This window comes from Melghirimyces profundicolus, assembly GCF_003054245.1.
Classification (GTDB): Bacteria; Bacillota; Bacilli; order Thermoactinomycetales; family DSM-45169; genus Melghirimyces; species Melghirimyces profundicolus.
Map to the genome: position 1 here is coordinate 22,728 of NZ_QBKR01000019.1, position 14,767 is coordinate 37,494.

Annotated in this window: 17 protein-coding genes; 7 read left to right on the top strand and 10 right to left on the bottom strand. The window is 57.9% G+C overall.

Annotated features, from left to right (window positions below):
- Window positions 1-47 precede the first annotated feature (47 nt).
- Genes C8P63_RS13165 through C8P63_RS13175 form a run of 3 tightly spaced genes read right to left on the bottom strand, consistent with a single transcriptional unit; the run spans window position 48 to window position 2,770 of the window.
- Window positions 48-1,040, bottom strand: a complete 993-nt coding sequence (locus C8P63_RS13165; RefSeq protein ID WP_108024965.1) for an ABC transporter permease — start codon at window positions 1,038-1,040, stop codon at window positions 48-50.
- Entirely contained in the window at window positions 1,033-1,965 is a 933-nt protein-coding gene (locus tag C8P63_RS13170; RefSeq protein ID WP_108024967.1) for an ABC transporter ATP-binding protein, read from the bottom strand. Before C8P63_RS13170 ends, C8P63_RS13165 begins: the two co-directional genes overlap by 8 nt.
- On the bottom strand, window positions 1,955-2,770 hold the full coding sequence (locus C8P63_RS13175; RefSeq protein WP_170109649.1) for a GDSL-type esterase/lipase family protein: 816 nt from the start codon (window positions 2,768-2,770) through the stop codon (window positions 1,955-1,957). The genes C8P63_RS13170 and C8P63_RS13175 overlap by 11 nt, the downstream gene beginning before the upstream one ends.
- A gap of 215 nt (window positions 2,771-2,985) precedes the next feature.
- On the opposite strand from C8P63_RS13175, the gene C8P63_RS13180 reads away from it, so the two are divergent.
- The 5 genes from C8P63_RS13180 (at window position 2,986) to C8P63_RS13200 (ending at window position 6,545) form a co-directional block, all read left to right on the top strand.
- Complete coding sequence (locus tag C8P63_RS13180) at window positions 2,986-4,011, top strand: LysM peptidoglycan-binding domain-containing protein (protein ID WP_170109650.1); 1,026 nt, start codon at window positions 2,986-2,988, stop codon at window positions 4,009-4,011.
- Between the two features lie 24 nt (window positions 4,012-4,035).
- Window positions 4,036-4,983 carry a phosphotransferase gene (locus C8P63_RS13185; protein WP_170109651.1) on the top strand — a complete coding sequence of 316 codons (948 nt, stop codon included), beginning with the start codon at window positions 4,036-4,038 and terminating at the stop codon, window positions 4,981-4,983.
- A gap of 231 nt (window positions 4,984-5,214) precedes the next feature.
- The gene (locus C8P63_RS13190; RefSeq protein WP_108024975.1) at window positions 5,215-5,970 is read left to right on the top strand and encodes a YebC/PmpR family DNA-binding transcriptional regulator; all 756 of its coding nucleotides are present in this window, start codon (window positions 5,215-5,217) and stop codon (window positions 5,968-5,970) included.
- The gene (locus C8P63_RS13195; protein ID WP_108024978.1) at window positions 5,963-6,208 is read left to right on the top strand and encodes a hypothetical protein; all 246 of its coding nucleotides are present in this window, start codon (window positions 5,963-5,965) and stop codon (window positions 6,206-6,208) included. The genes C8P63_RS13190 and C8P63_RS13195 overlap by 8 nt, the downstream gene beginning before the upstream one ends.
- Window positions 6,209-6,239: 31 nt before the next feature.
- A complete protein-coding gene (locus tag C8P63_RS13200) occupies window positions 6,240-6,545 on the top strand; it encodes a metallophosphoesterase family protein (protein ID WP_245920886.1) in 306 nt (101 codons plus the stop codon).
- Between the two features lie 265 nt (window positions 6,546-6,810).
- Here the strand turns inward: C8P63_RS13200 and C8P63_RS13205 are convergent, their stop codons facing one another.
- From C8P63_RS13205 to C8P63_RS13220, 4 genes are read right to left on the bottom strand one after another with little or no spacing between them, the layout of a single operon-like run.
- Entirely contained in the window at window positions 6,811-7,707 is an 897-nt protein-coding gene (locus C8P63_RS13205) for a metal ABC transporter permease (RefSeq protein ID WP_425437305.1), read from the bottom strand.
- Window positions 7,704-9,032 (bottom strand): metal ABC transporter permease, encoded by a 1,329-nt coding sequence (locus C8P63_RS13210; RefSeq protein WP_108024980.1) that lies wholly within the window; start codon window positions 9,030-9,032, stop codon window positions 7,704-7,706. The genes C8P63_RS13205 and C8P63_RS13210 overlap by 4 nt, the downstream gene beginning before the upstream one ends.
- Window positions 9,033-9,037: 5 nt before the next feature.
- Window positions 9,038-9,802, bottom strand: a complete 765-nt coding sequence (locus C8P63_RS13215; protein ID WP_108024981.1) for a metal ABC transporter ATP-binding protein — start codon at window positions 9,800-9,802, stop codon at window positions 9,038-9,040.
- A 26-nt stretch (window positions 9,803-9,828) separates the two neighbouring features.
- Entirely contained in the window at window positions 9,829-10,767 is a 939-nt protein-coding gene (locus C8P63_RS13220) for a metal ABC transporter solute-binding protein, Zn/Mn family (protein WP_425437306.1), read from the bottom strand.
- Between the two features lie 239 nt (window positions 10,768-11,006).
- On the opposite strand from C8P63_RS13220, the gene C8P63_RS13225 reads away from it, so the two are divergent.
- A complete protein-coding gene (locus C8P63_RS13225) occupies window positions 11,007-11,333 on the top strand; it encodes an ArsR/SmtB family transcription factor (RefSeq protein WP_108024983.1) in 327 nt (108 codons plus the stop codon).
- Between the two features lie 12 nt (window positions 11,334-11,345).
- Entirely contained in the window at window positions 11,346-12,272 is a 927-nt protein-coding gene (locus C8P63_RS13230) for a cation diffusion facilitator family transporter (RefSeq protein ID WP_108024985.1), read from the top strand.
- Between the two features lie 42 nt (window positions 12,273-12,314).
- On the opposite strand, the gene C8P63_RS13235 is transcribed toward C8P63_RS13230, so the two are convergent.
- From C8P63_RS13235 to C8P63_RS13245, 3 genes are read right to left on the bottom strand one after another with little or no spacing between them, the layout of a single operon-like run.
- Window positions 12,315-13,727: a nucleoside recognition domain-containing protein gene (locus tag C8P63_RS13235; RefSeq protein ID WP_108024987.1), complete on the bottom strand. Its 1,413-nt coding sequence runs from the start codon at window positions 13,725-13,727 to the stop codon at window positions 12,315-12,317.
- Window positions 13,687-14,484, bottom strand: a complete 798-nt coding sequence (locus C8P63_RS13240) for a FeoB small GTPase domain-containing protein (protein WP_245920887.1) — start codon at window positions 14,482-14,484, stop codon at window positions 13,687-13,689. The genes C8P63_RS13235 and C8P63_RS13240 overlap by 41 nt, the downstream gene beginning before the upstream one ends.
- Window positions 14,481-14,729 carry a FeoA family protein gene (locus tag C8P63_RS13245; protein ID WP_108024991.1) on the bottom strand — a complete coding sequence of 83 codons (249 nt, stop codon included), beginning with the start codon at window positions 14,727-14,729 and terminating at the stop codon, window positions 14,481-14,483. Before C8P63_RS13245 ends, C8P63_RS13240 begins: the two co-directional genes overlap by 4 nt.
- Window positions 14,730-14,767: the final 38 nt, after the last annotated feature.

Below are 14,767 nucleotides of genomic sequence, written 5' to 3' on the forward strand. Positions count from 1 at the left end.
AGAAACGGGAAAAACCCCCGTGGCGGATGTTCGCCGCGGGGGTTTTTTCATGCCAGTACGTCCCGCCTCACAAACACTGTAAATGCCACCACCAGTCCGACAAGAGACCAGAGTCCCAGGATCGTCAGGGAGAAGGGGAGGGTCATTCCCTCGATCATGGAGGGCTCTCCCGAAAGATAATCCGTCAGCCGCAGATTGGTGAAGGCCAAATATTTGAGTGCGGTCCAGGTGGGGGCCAGCTGGGTCAGGAGACTGCCGGAGATCAGGGCCGCCATCATGATCCCGATGCTGGCGGCGGTGCTTCGGACCAGAACCGACACCATGAAGGAGAGGGTGGCAACGGCGATGCAGGAAAACCAGGCGAGACCGTATCCCATGAGGATGTATTGCCATTGGGGAATGAGGTGGACGCTTTCGGTATTCAGTTCCCCGCCGTTTGCCTGAAAACCGGTAAACACCGGCATATCCCATCCCCCGTAACCGAAAATGACCCCGGAGATCAAATATCCCAGGACAGCGGTGGAGGTCATGATGAAGGAGACGAGCAGCAACAGGGCCAGGTATTTGGACAAGAGAATCCGCCACCTTCGTACGGGCCGGGTCAACAGCAGTTTGATCGTCCCCGCGGAATGTTCCGAACTGACGATGTCCGAGGCGACAACGACCACCAGCAGGGGAAGGAACAGGGAGACCGCTTCCTCGACAAATCCCCGGACGAAGGTGGGGGCGCCCGGTGCTGTCGGGTTAATGTCGTGGTCCAAGTAGTACTGTTGCTGCTGGATGTTCAACTTGATCTGTTGTTTCCATTCCTCCGGCAACCGGCTGGAGGAGAGGCGGTTTTGGGCATCGATGATCCGTTGTTGCAGAAGAGAGCGCCAGTCTGAAGTTCCCATCTGTTCCACGGTGTTTTGAAGAGAACGGTACTCCCCGTAAGTAAAGATGGGGATCAAAACGGCGGTGATCAAAAGGACGACGAGAACCCGTTTTTTCTTCACCATTTTCAACAACTCGTTATAGACGAGGCCGATCCAGTTACGCAATGGAATCCCCCTCTGTCATCTGAAGGAAAATGTCTTCCAAGGTGGGCGTTTTGCGGCGGATGGTGTTCACCCGGATCCCGGCTTCCGCCAGAATTTGGTTCGCTTCGCCGATCCGGTCCTCGGGGATGCGGGTGAGAACCCGGCCTTCCGACAACCGTTCCAGGGCGGTGATGTAAGAAAGGGAACGGAGGAGGTCCACACCCTGTTCGAGGGGGGAGAATTCCCATTCGACAGGGGGATCGCCTTCCAACAGACGGCTGACGGCACCGGTCCGGATGATCCGGCCTTTACTGATGATGGCCACCCGGTCACACAGCATTTGCACTTCATGGAGAATGTGGCTTGAAATAAAAACGCTGATCCCTTCATCCCGGGCCAGCCCATGGATGAAATGGCGCATTTCCCGGATGCCGGCGGGGTCGAGACCGTTGGTGGGTTCATCCAGGATCAGGAGGCGTGGCCGGCCCAAAAGGGCCTGGGCGATCCCCAGCCGTTGTTTCATCCCCAGAGAGTAGGTTTTCACCTTGTCGTCGATCCGATGGCCCAGTTCCACCAGCCGGACCACTTCGTCGATCCGTTTCGGGGAGACATCCCCGGTCATGCGGGCGAACAGCTCCAGGTTCTCCCTGCCGGTGAGATAAGGGTACAATTCCGGGTTTTCCACGATGCAGCCGACATGCTGCAAAGCCTTCAAGGGCTCTCTCTCCAGGTCGTGTCCGGCGATTCGGATCGTCCCTTCCGTCGGTTGGATCAGACCGACGAGCATCCGGATCGTGGTGGTTTTCCCCGCCCCGTTGGGACCCAGAAAACCGTAGATTTCCCCTTGTTTCACTTCGAAGTCGAGATCCCGGACGATCATCCTCTTGCCGATCCGTTTGCTTAATCCCTCGACGCGAAGGACCGGGGGGTTCGCTTCAACGGTCATCAGCGGATACCTCCTCCGCTTGCCGGTGCAAGGCCTGCAACAGACGGACGGCCATGAATTCATACCCTTGCCGGTTGGGATGGAACCGGTCGGAGTACAGAACCTTTTCCGGATTCAACTGGAAGATGTCGTAGACGGGAACGACGACCACCTTCTCGTAATCCCCGGCCACTTCGGAAAGGGTCCGGTTCCATTCCCGCACGAGTCGGTTGCTGATTTCTTTCTCTCCCAGATCTCCGAAAGGGTTGTACAATCCGAACATGAACACCGGGGAGGACGGGTTTTCCTGCCGGATGACGGAGAGGATTTCATTCAAGTTTTGACGGTAAGCTTTGCGGGCTTTTTCCGCCCCTTCGGGATCCAGTTCTTCCAGGGCCCCGCTGTTGCGGAAGAGGTCGTTTCCTCCGATGGTCAGGGTGATCCAGCGGGCGTCCCCGAGAAGAGCGCGCACCCGTTTCTTTTTGACTTGCCGCTTCAACTGGTCCGAAGTCTGCCCCTTGACGGCGAGATTGACCGCGCCGAGAGTTCCGTTTTTCTCCCGGAGGGCTTCTTTGACCCTGGAGACGTAGCCCTGCCCGCTGGTATCACCGGTCCCGCGGGTAAGGGAATCCCCGAGGCTGACCAGGAGGGCTTCTTTCGATTTCCCGCGTCCGGCGGCTTCCTGCACTTCCCCGGCGGGGATCCGGTCTGAGGAGGGACGTAGCACGTCTTTGACCGCCCACCCGAAGCCGGTGGCCAGCACCAAGGTTGCGAAGAGGGAGAAAAGACTGAACGCGATCCATACAGGATGTCCTTTAATCCTCATAACATACTCCTTTACTGTGAAATCAGGTTGAATGTCGGAGGGAAGGTGGAGAGGTACCGAAATGAAGGAACCGCAGTCCGGTCGCAAATTTACCATACGGGTTGTCCGGTGGGGCGTCAACTCCTTTTCATATCTTTTCCTTCGACAGAGGGGGGCAAACCGCCCGTGGGCGCATATATATAGAACGTATTGTCTTCTAAAGGAGGGAAATCGATTTGAAACTGCATGTTGTTCAGCCGGGGGATACCCTGAAGAAGATTGCAGAGCGGTTTGACATCCCTTTTGAACGGCTGACCGAGGCCAACCCGGACCTGGAACCCGATCGATTGGAACCGGGAGCGAAGGTGCGTATTCCCGGAAAGAAGGTTCCGGTGAACCGGCAGAGACGGAGCAAAGCGTTCACCTCTCGTGAAAAAGAGGTTGAAAGTCCGGAGTCGCCCGAATCCCCGGAATCTCCCCGGGAGAGACCTCTGCCCAAACGACCCGGGTCGTCTCCGCTGATGCCCCCGATGCCGAAAGCGCCCGAATACCGGTCCGAGCTGCCGGGCGGCATGATGCCGGGGATGCCGATGCCACCCTACCCGCCTTCCCAAAAAGGGGGGTGCGGCTGCGGGTCCCGACCGTTTCCGATGCCTTACACACCCTATCCCGGAATGCAACCTATGATGCCTTACCCGTATCCGGTTTACGGACCCCCTCGACAACCGATGGCTCCCTATCCAGGTTACGGAGCACCTCAACCACCACGGACTTACCCCTGGCCGGGGTTCGGCCGGTCCGGGCACATGCGGCAACAACAGGCCGAAAGTCAACAGGAGCAACAGCAGCCGATGTTTCCGTTCCCCTTCCCGCAACTGCCCGAGCGGGATCAGGACCAAGATCAGCAACAGGAGCCGATGTTTCCATTTCCGTTCCCCTTCCCGCAGCCGCCCGAGCGGGATCAGGACCAAGACCAGCCACAGCAGCCGATGTTCCCGTTCCCCTTTCCGCAGCCGCCCCGGCGGGATCAGGACCAGGACCAGCAACAGCAGCAACCGATGACACCGTACCCTTACCCGTTCCCCGGGTTCGGTCCACCGCCGGGAACCCGGGGCCAAGGTGAACCCTACCCGTCTTATCCCGCGGGTAAGGTTTCCCCCGTAACGGAAGCTCCCGGAAAAGAGGAAGAAAACCATCCGGACTTTTCCTCTCTTCTCTACGAGGAAGAAAAGAGCTGGAAGGAAAGTTCGTCCGAGAAGTGAGAGAGGCGGGGGAGGATGCTGGAGATGAGTGGAGCGGACCTTGCGCAATGGGAAAAGGCCTTGGGCGAAAAAATTCACGATGTCCGAAACTACCGCAGATATCGGCTTCTGGAAACGGATTCGGGAAAATGGGTGGTGAAAGCCAGTCGTCACCCTTTCCATCTCCGGTGGTGGGCATGGGTGGATCGAGAGCTTCGGCAGAGAGGGTTTGACCGGATGCCTCTTTACCGCACTGACGGTTGCAAATGGCTCTTGACCGCCTGGGTGGATGCGCAGCCGGCCACGTATCAAAACCCCGGGGACATTCGGAAGGCGGCAGGGCTTCTCTCCCGGTTTCACCGGGCCGGACGGGGTCTTCTCACTCCGCCGTCCTCTTTCCATTCTCATTTATTGGAGGAGCGGATCGAATCCCGATACCGTTCCTTTTCTCTTTTGATGAAGAACGTGACAGAGACAAAAGGAGAATTCGGAGACCTTTTGAGGCAATACGGCCCGGTGTTTCTGCAGTTCGGAAACGAAGCCCGAAGGCGTTTGAAAGGGATGCCGTTGAAAAACCTGATCCAGTGGGAAAGGGGGATGCGTTGTCTTACCCATCGCGATCTCGCCTGCCATAACTTTTTAATCGACAGGAAGGGGGAGGGATGGCTGATCGACTTTGAAACAGCGGAGTACGATGCACAGGTGGGAGATCTTTGGCAGCTTCTTTCCCGGGCACTGACCGTACAGCGGTGGGATGCCTTCCTTTTTTCGGAAATCCTCCGGGTCTATGAGTCTCATCGGCCCCTGACACCGGTGGAACGGGGAATCCTTGCCATTCTTCTCGGTTTTCCCAACGAGTTTCTACGGGAATCCCTCGGCCTTGCCCTGAACAAAAAAGGGTATGCCTGCGACAAAACCCTTCCCTACCTGGAGAGAATCGCACAGACGCTTCCCCGATACCGGGAGTTTCTTCATCGATGGGCCGGTTGGTAGATTCCAGTACTTGTGATATCATGAGAGAGGCAGAAAACGCCGCGAAAGTTGCGGGACGACAGCGGGATCCGCCCGGTCCGGCATCGGGCGGATCGGTCTTGGGAGGTCCGCCATGCCGATTCCGGGCAGGTGGACTTTTGTTTACACCCGGAGATCCGGACGTCAGTCCTCTTATGTTAACGGCGTTCCGGATGCATCATGTTTGAACCGATGGTGAAGAGGTGATGGTTGATGGCCGGTCATTCCAAGTGGAAGAACATCCAACATCGAAAAGGCCGCCAAGATGCGCTCCGTGGAAAGCTGTTCGCCAAGCTGTCCCGCGAGATCTCGGTGGCGGCCAGAGAAGGAGGCGGCGACCCCGCCCAAAACCAGCGCCTGCGCCTGGCGATCTCCAAAGCCCGCTCCCAAAACATGCCCAACGACAATATTGAGCGGGCGATCAAAAGAGGGACCGGAGAGGAAGGAGGGGGCAATTACGAGGCCGTCACCTACGAAGGATACGGTCCGGGGGGCGCCGCGGTCATGGTGGAGGCTCTGACGGACAACCGCAACCGGACCGCTGCCGATATGCGTCACATTTTTTCCAAGCGTGGCGGCAACCTGGGCGAGAGCGGCTGTGTGGCTTGGATGTTCGACCGGAAGGGATTCTTAAGGATCGACCGGGAATCCGCCGGTTTGGATGAAGACGAGATGATGCTGAAGGTGTTGGAAGCCGGGGCGGAAGATTTTGAAGCGACAGAGGACAGTTTTGAGATCACCACCTCCCCCGACCAGTTCGAAGAGGTGAAAAATGCACTGGAAAATGAAGGGATCCGGTTTTCCACCGCCGAGGTGACCCAGATTCCTCAGAACACCGTCGACCTGACAGGGGACGATGTGAAAAACATGCTCCAGTTGATGGAACAGTTGGAGGACCACGATGACGTGCAGAACGTTTATTCCAACTTTGAGATCGACGATGCCGAATTGGAGCAATACGATGATTGATCCGCTGTTGTCAGGAAAAAGGGTGCGCCTGACGGCGATGGAAGACGGAGACCTCGGTGCCGTCGCCTCTTGGCACGGGGATGCGGGGTTTATGCGGCGATTGTCCGCGGCCGCCTCTTTTCCGAGGTCCGAGAGCGAGTTGAAAAAGTGGCTGGAGAAAAGCCGGGAATCACCACTGCTGGTCCGCCGAAGGGTTCCGTTTCGAAGGGTTCCATGCCACTCCCGACTCCCTCGATGAAGTGATATGGCCCTGGTCTCCGGTGGAGGAGTTGAACCGGCTTCGACGGGAGGAAGATACCGATGTGGCGGTCTTCGGGCATGTCCACCATGCCTTTGTCCGGTGCACCGGCGGTGTTACTGTCGTCAACACCGGCAGCATCGGCCTTCCCTTCGACGGAGATCCCGTCATTGATCTCAACCTCACCGGGGCGGCGGTCCAACTCCGCCGGGTGAACTATGACCGGGAAAAGGCGATCCGGGTCGCAAAAGAACGGGAGATGCCGGATGTGGAGCTGTTTGAGGAAGGGTTGCGGACCGCTTCTTATCCGTACTTCAAGCGGGTACAGAAGGTATAGATGGTTTCATTGGAAGTATTGTGATTTTAGGAGCAGGATCACCGGGATTCTGCTTCTTTTTGTTTATCACACCACTTGTCGACGAGATGGATGATGCTCCCTGTTGAGTGGCAGTGACGAAGACCATAAACCCTCCCCTTTTGAAATCAACTTCTTGGAGGGATGACATTTCGAAGTGCAGGAAACCCATCATCGCTTGGAAGGGCAACAGGGTACAAGAGTGGCAGCATTTTTTAACCCCCTCCGTTGCCGGAGGGGGCATTTGTTACCGATGGTCCACGGCGGTGGCGGTGCGCAGCCGTCGGCGGATCAGCCAGCGGGTGACGACGCCGTGGAGGGGGGAGAAAAGAAAGGCGAGGAGGAAGAAGGTGCCGGCCGCCACGGTCATCGAACCGGCGATGGAGGCGTCGAAGACGAGGGCGAGCCAGTAACCGAAGAGGGAGCTGAGAATGCCCGCCCCGACGCTGATCGCCAGCATGGTTTCCAGTCTGTCTGTCAGCAGATATGCCGTCGCCGACGGCACGGTCAGCATCGCCACCACCAGAATGGCCCCGACGCTTTCAAAGGAAGCGACGGTGGTGACGGAGACGAGGCCCATCAGGAGGTAGTGGATCAACAGGACGGGGATGCCCAGGGCGGCGGCCATCTGAGGATCGAAGGAGACGATTTTGAACTCCTTGAAAAACAGGCCGACGATGAGAAGACTGAGGAGGAAAGCCGTTCCCACTCCCCAGATCGCCTTGGGGCCGATGTTGTGGCCGAATAGAGACAGGGTGTCCCAGGGGACGTAGGCGATTTCCCCGTAGAGGACACAATCCAGGTCCAGGTCCACCTGCCGGGTGTAGAGGGAAACGAGAATCACACCAATGGCGAAGAGGGCGGTGAAGGTCACACTGATCGCCGCGTCGCTTTGAACTCCCTGTGAGCGCAGGCTCTGGATGAAAAAGGTGCACAGGAGACCGAAGGCGGCGGCCCCCAGCAGCATCGGGAGGGAATCCCGGCTGCCGCTGATCAGAAAGGCGATCACAATTCCGGGGAGGACGGCGTGGCTGATCGCGTCTCCCAACATGGCCATGCGGCGGAGAATCAAAAAGCATCCCAGGAATCCGCAGGAGGCAGCCACCAGCGCTCCGGTCACCATAATGGTCAGTCCCATGCTCATGGGGTGATTCCTCCTTCCCCGGCGGGTATGCTTCCCGCATCCGGTTTCCATTTCGGTTCCCGGCCATGCTTGACCAGCAGGTTCCACAAGGGCTCAAACAGATCCGGCGGGATCTCTCCGGTGACAGAACCGGTTCCCTCTTCGCGGAGGTTGCCCCCGATTTCGTTCTCGTGCATCATCCACACTTCGGTCATCCGGGTGCGCAGGACGGTCTCATAGGCTTGGATCCAACCCTCTTCCGTCCCCCGGATGCGGAAGGCTCCGTTCCTTTTGCACACTTGGATCCATCCGTCCCGCATCAGGGACGCGAGGGCAGATTTCAGGCGGCGCCGGGGGATCGGATATTTCTGCAAAATCGTTTCCGTATCCAGCTCACCGGAACCGCCTTGTTCCCGGTTCTCGTAGAGGGAGTGCAACACGCGTTCCCGGGCCGCCTGTTTTCGCATGCGGGCGAGACGGACCGCTTTGGCCAGCAGTCCCCGCCGGGGGGAGAAGATGAGGGAAATCAGGAAGACCACGGTGGCGGCCACCACGATCAAAGGACCGGTGGGGAGGTTCGCCGTGGTCGCACTGAACAGGGTGCCGAGCGCACCGGACATCCCGCCGAGAAGGGCGGACAGCACCAGCATCCTGTCCAGCCGTTCCGTCCAGTACCGGGCCGCCGCCGCAGGGGTGATGATCAGGGCGGCCATCAACACCACGCCGGCGGCCTGGAGGCCGATGACGACGGCCACGACCAGCATCAACATCAAAACCAGGTCCAGCATGCCGACGGGAAAACCCAGGCTCCGACCGAAGCCGGGGTCAAAGCAAAGGAGCTTGAACTCCTTGAAAAACAAGAGGGAGAACAGCAGGAGGGCGATCGCGACTCCTCCCATCACCCAGACGTCGTCTCCGACGAGAGAAGCGGACTGGCCGAACAGGAATTTATCCAGGCCGCTCTGGTTGCCGTAGTTGGTGTGCTGGATCTGGGTGAGAAAGACGATTCCCACTCCGAAGAAGACGGAGAGCACGAGCGCTAAAGCAGTGTCTTCCTTGATCCGGGAGAACCGGGTGATGGCGTTGATCGCCATGGAGGCGAGAATCCCTGTCACCGTCGCCCCGATCAGGAAGAAGAAAGGATTTTTCGAACCCGTCAGCATAAAGGCGAGACAGATTCCGGGTAGAGCGGCGTGGGCGAGAACGTCGCCCATCAGCCCCCGTTTCCGCAAAAAGGCGAAAGAGCCGATCACGCCGCTGGAAAGCCCCAGCAGGACGGTGCCGGACAACACCCAGAGGGTGTTGGGATCGGAGAGAAAATGTGACGCTTGCGACAGGAAGTTCATGAGGATCACCTCGTCACGGCGACAGGATCCGGGAGTTCCGGCAACACGGTCAGTCGTCCGCCGTAGGTTTTCTGCAGATGATCCGCCGTAAACACCCAGGAAGTGGGACCGAAGGCGATTTGACGCATGTTGAGCATCAGGAGCCAGTCGAAGTATTCCCGGACGGTCTGGAGGTCATGATGAACGACCAGCACCGTTTTCTCCTGTGCTTTCAACTCGTTCAGAAGGCGGATGATCGCTTTTTCCGTGGCCGCATCCACGCCGACGAAGGGTTCATCCATAAAGTAGATCCGGGCGTCCTGGGCGAGGGAACGGGCGAGAAAGACCCGTTGCTGCTGGCCTCCGGACAGCTGACTGATTTGCCGTTTGGCGAAGTCGGCCATGCCCACTTTATCCAGGCAGTCCATGGCAAATTCCCGGTCGGCGGCTTTGGGCCGGCGGAACCAACCCAGTTTGCCGTAGCGTCCCATCAGGACCACGTCCAGGGCGCTGGTGGGAAAGTCCCAGTCCACCGATTCCCGCTGGGGGACATAGCCCACCAGGTCCCGCTGTTCTTTATACGGCTTTCCGTAAATCTTCACATCCCCGCTGGTCAGAGGAAGCAGGTTCATCATCGCTTTGATCAGAGTGGACTTACCGGCGCCGTTGGGGCCCACGATTCCGATCAGTTTTCCTTCCGGAGCGTCAAACTGGATGTCCCGGAGGACAGGCTTGCGGTGGTAGGCCACTGACAGGTCCCGGATCGAGACGGGGCTGTGGATCCTTTTCATGGTGGGTGTCTCCTTTCCGATTCGTACTATTTCAGAGCGGATACGATGGTATCCACGTTGTGGCGGACCATGCCGACGTACGTGCCTTCAACGGTTCCTTCTTTGCCCATGGCGTCGGAAAAGAGTTCACCGCCGATGGAGATCTTGTGTCCTTTTTCTTCCGTTCCTTTCACCACCGCCTGGATGGAGCGATTGGGAACGCTGGATTCCACGAACACCGCTTTGATTTCGCGATCGACCAGCAGTTTGACGATGCGCTGTACGTCCTTGAGCCCGTATTCCGATGCGGTGCTGATACCCTGAAGACCGACCACTTCCATATCGTAAGCCTTTCCGAAATATCCGAAGGCGTCATGGGCGGTGACCAGTACGCGCCGCTCTTCGGGGATGCTTCGGATTTGTTCTTCGGCGTACCGGTCCAGTTCCTTCAGTTTCCCGATATAGGCTTCCGCCCGTTTTCGGTAATCTTCCCGATGTTGCGGATCGGCTTTGGAGAGCTCGGTTTCCACCCGTTTCACCGCTTCGATCCAGAGCCCCACATCAAACCAGAGGTGGGGATCGTACTGGTTGTCGGCGGTCCGGATCAGCTTTTTTTCATCGATTCCCTCCGCCACGGCAATCACCGGTTTTTCCCCGGAAATCTTGGCGAGGATGTCCGTCATTTTGCCTTCCAGGTGAATGCCGTTGTAGAAGATCATGTGGGCATCCTCCAGTTTCTTGATATCCCCATGGGAGGCTTTATATAAATGCGGATCCACCCCCGGCCCCATCAACGCGGTCACTTCCACCCGGTCCCCGCCGACGTTTTTGACGGCATCGGCCACCATCCCCGTGGTGGCGGTCACCCGGATCGGACCGTCCTGCGGAATGCCGGAACCTCCATGTACGCCGCAGGCGGACAGGATCAGCATGGCGGACAGAATCAAGCAGAAAACCGGAAACATCCACGTCGTGTACCTTTTCATCTGTTCTCCCCCATTCTTGCTTTCTGCCATTTTTCTTTACCCCACGAAGGAAAAGTAGATGGGTCAATTTTTATTTCCTTAAGGACATAATGTTTGCTGAAGAAATTAATTTTGCCCTTAAGCAAAAATCGTTAAGCTAATTGTATGCGGCGGTTCGAAAAAATGTCAACGATCATTTGCATCTCTTCAAATTTATCTTCGATATTTGAGCGCATATTCATATATTGGTACCATGGAACATGGAGGTGGGGGATTTGGCAACGGAATCATCCGGTTTTCCTCTTCCTGAGGAAACAGTGGAAGAGGTTTCACGAACGTTTAAGGCACTGGGGGATCCGACCCGGATTCGAATTTTACATCTTCTTTCCAGGGGAGAGGCATCGGTGGGACGGATCGCCGGGGCTCTGAGCCTTTCCCCGTCGGCCGTATCCCACCAGCTGGCGTATCTCAGGAACCTGCGGCTGGTAAAATATCGGAGGAAAGGTTCCACGTACCTGTACTCCTGCCTGGATGATCATGTTTTGGCTCTGCTCCATCAAACCATCCGCCACGTGGAGCACGGGTAAGGAGGGGAGAACATGCACCATCACCACCACGGCGACTCCCGTCATCACGGCGATCAAAGAGAGCAAAACAAACAAGGTCTGACCATCGCTTTGGGAATCACGACGGGGATCATGTTGCTGGAGTTTTTCGGCGGTCTCTTGACCAACAGTCTCGCCCTCCTGTCCGATTCGGGACATATGCTGAGCGACGCGGGTTCATTGGCACTGAGCCTGGCTGCCATGTGGTTCGCCGCGCGGCCGGCGTCTCCGAATAAGAGTTTTGGTTTTTACCGCTTTGAAATCCTGGCGGCTCTGTTTAACGGAGTGACCCTGTTCGTGATCGCCGGTTTTATCGTATGGGAAGCGGTGAATCGATTCCTCTCGCCGCCGAAAGTGGCGGGCGGGTCCATGATGATGATCGCTGCCGTCGGCCTTGCCGCCAACCTGGTGAGTGCCTGGTTTCTTATGAAAAAAGGGGATGTCAAGGAGAATGTCAACCTGAAAAGCGCCTTTCTCCACATCCTGGGGGACGCGCTGGGATCCGTGGGGGCGATCGTGGCCGGAGTGCTGATGACGTTGTATTCCTGGTATGAGGCGGATCCGGTGATCAGTGTGATCGTCGCCCTTTTCATCCTGCGGAGCGCCTGGGGGGTGCTTAGTGACAGCATCCATATTCTGATGGAGGGGACGCCCGTCACCATTGATCAGGAGGAGGTTCGGAAGACCCTCGGGGAGATCCGGGGAGTCAACGACGTTCACGATCTTCACATCTGGACGATCACCTCCGGGTTGGATTCCCTGAGCTGTCACTTGGTGATTGAGGATGAGCGGGACGGTCAGGTCATCCTGCAACAGGCGATCCGGAAAATCGAGGAACGCTTTCAGATCCGGCATACCACCATCCAGGTCGAAACGACGGACCTTCAGCACCCTGAGCAGGTGTGTGATCCTCATTCATAAAAAACGCCGCGGCGTACCGCGGCGTTTTTTGCATCCGTTGATTCAAACCCAGCCCAGTCCCCGCACGACCTGAGCCACGGTGAAGGTGACTCCGATGGCGATCCCCGTCGGGATGGCAAAGGCGAGGAAGGTCCATTTGGGGCTTTTGGTCTCTTTGTAGATATTGAAAAGGGTGGTTCCGCAGGGGTAGTGGAGAAGGGAGAAGAGCATCATGTTGAGTGCCGTCAGCCAGGTCCACCCATGGTCCAGAAAGATTTGCTTCAAGGCGGCCATGTCCTCCACTTCGGTCATTGCCCCCGTGGAGAGATATCCCATCAGCAGGATGGGAAGGACGATTTCGTTGGCCGGCAAACCGAGGATGAACGCCATCAGGATGTACCCGTCCAGCCCCAGCGCCCGGGCGAAGGGATCCAGGAATGCGACGATATGCTCCAAGATGCTCATGTCCCCGACGAAGAGGTTGGCCAGGATCCAGGTGATCACCCCGGCCGGGGCGGCGATGATGACCGCCCGCTTGAGGACGAACAGGGATTTGTCGAGGGTGGCCCGGATCACGGTGTTCCAGAACTTCGGACGGCGGTAGGGGGGAAGCTCCAGCGTATAGTGGGTGGGAACCCCTCTCAGGGCCGTTTTGGAAAGCACCCAGGAGACCGTCAGGGTAACGACGATCCCGAAGAGCACGATGCCCAAGACCACGGCGGCGGTGACGAAGGTTTGCAGCCCGCTGGCCACTCCGGCGGCCATAAACAGGGAGGAGAGCACGATCAATGTGGGCCACCGTCCGTTGCAAGGGACGAAGTTGTTGGTCAGGATGGCCAGCATCCGTTCCCGGGGGGATTCGATGATCCGCGTGGACATAATGGCCGCCGCGTTGCATCCGAAGCCCATCGCCATGGTCAGGGACTGTTTCCCATGTCCGCCGGACCGCTTAAACAGACGGTCCATGTTGAAGGCGACCCGGGGGAGATAGCCGAAGTTTTCCAGGAGGGCGAACACCGGGAAGAAGATGGCCATCGGCGGCAGCATCACACTGACCACCCAGGAAATGCCCCGGTACAGACCCAGAACCAACAGACCGTGCAACCAGTCGGGTGCGTGCACCGCTTGAAACGCGAGGGTGATATAACCCTCCAACCAGGCGAAGGTTTCGGCCAGCATCGACGACGGGACGTTGGCTCCGGCGATGGTCAGCCAGAAGACTGTGGCCAGCATGGCCAGCATGATGGGGTAGCCCCAGATCTTGGACGTTAAGATGCGATCCAACCTTTCGGAATGCTGCCGTTGTTGTCGGTCCGTGTATTGGACCACGTCGCCCACGATGGCTCGGCTGGTTTTATAAATGCTGGAGACCATGTTGTCCCGGTTGTCCGGGTCCGCCAAAGACCGGGCTTTGGAAGCCAGGGTGTCCAGCTGGTTATGCTTCGGCCGGATAAGGGGGTTGAGCGATGGCTCCATCGGTGGATTCCTCCTTTCCGATCCGCTTTTTAAGGGCCTCCGTCAGGGAAGGATCCCCGTCCAGCAACCGGAGAGCGATCCAACGGCTCGGCAGATCGTTCCCGAAGATTGTCCGGATATCCGCCTCGATCGTTTTAATTTTCTCTTCCATTTCATCACTGTACCGGATCCGGAAAGGCCGGGTCTGGATGTGTCCACGGGCCACCCCTTCGACGGTCTCCTTCAGTTCCGTCAGTCCCTTGCCGTCCCGGGCCGCTGTTTTCACCACCGGGACCCCCAGCTTGGAGGAGAGTTTCCGGTCATCGATCCGGATGCCCTTCCGGTTGGCTTCATCCATCAGGTTGAGGCAAACGACCACCCGTTCGGACATTTCCAGGACCTGCAGGGCAAGGTTGAGGTTCCGTTCCAGGGAGGTGGCGTCCAGGACGACGACGGTGACGTCCGGTTGTTCAAAGACGATGTAATCCCGGGCCACTTCTTCGTCCGCCGAGTTGGAGTAAAGGGAATACGTGCCCGGAAGATCGATCACCGTGTAGGTCACATCCTTGAAAGAATACGTTCCCTCGGCACGGAGGACGGTTTTGCCCGGCCAGTTGCCGGTATGTTGCCGCAGTCCGGTCAAGGCGTTGAAGAGCGTACTCTTCCCGGTGTTGGGGTTGCCGGCGAGTGCGACGCGAAAGCGGGTGGTTTTCCCCTTTTGATCGGAAGGATTCTTATGATGGCAGGATGCGCCGTTTTCGCAACAATGCCGCATCATCCTTCACCTCCCGGGAGTTCCCCGAAGATCTTGGAGCTTTCTTCTTTCCGCAAAGCGATTGTCGTATGGCTCACCCGAAAAGCGACGGGGTCACCCAGTGGGCTTTTCTGCAACACATAGACCTCCGCTCCCGGTACGAACCCCAAGTCCAGCAACCGACGGCGCATGGTTCCGTTGAGTTCCAGCCGCCGGATGCGAAGGGTTTGGCCCGGGACGGCTTCAGACAGTGGAATAACGGTAGTCATGCCGGTTCCCTCCGTGTGTTTCAGGCAAAAAATGCCCA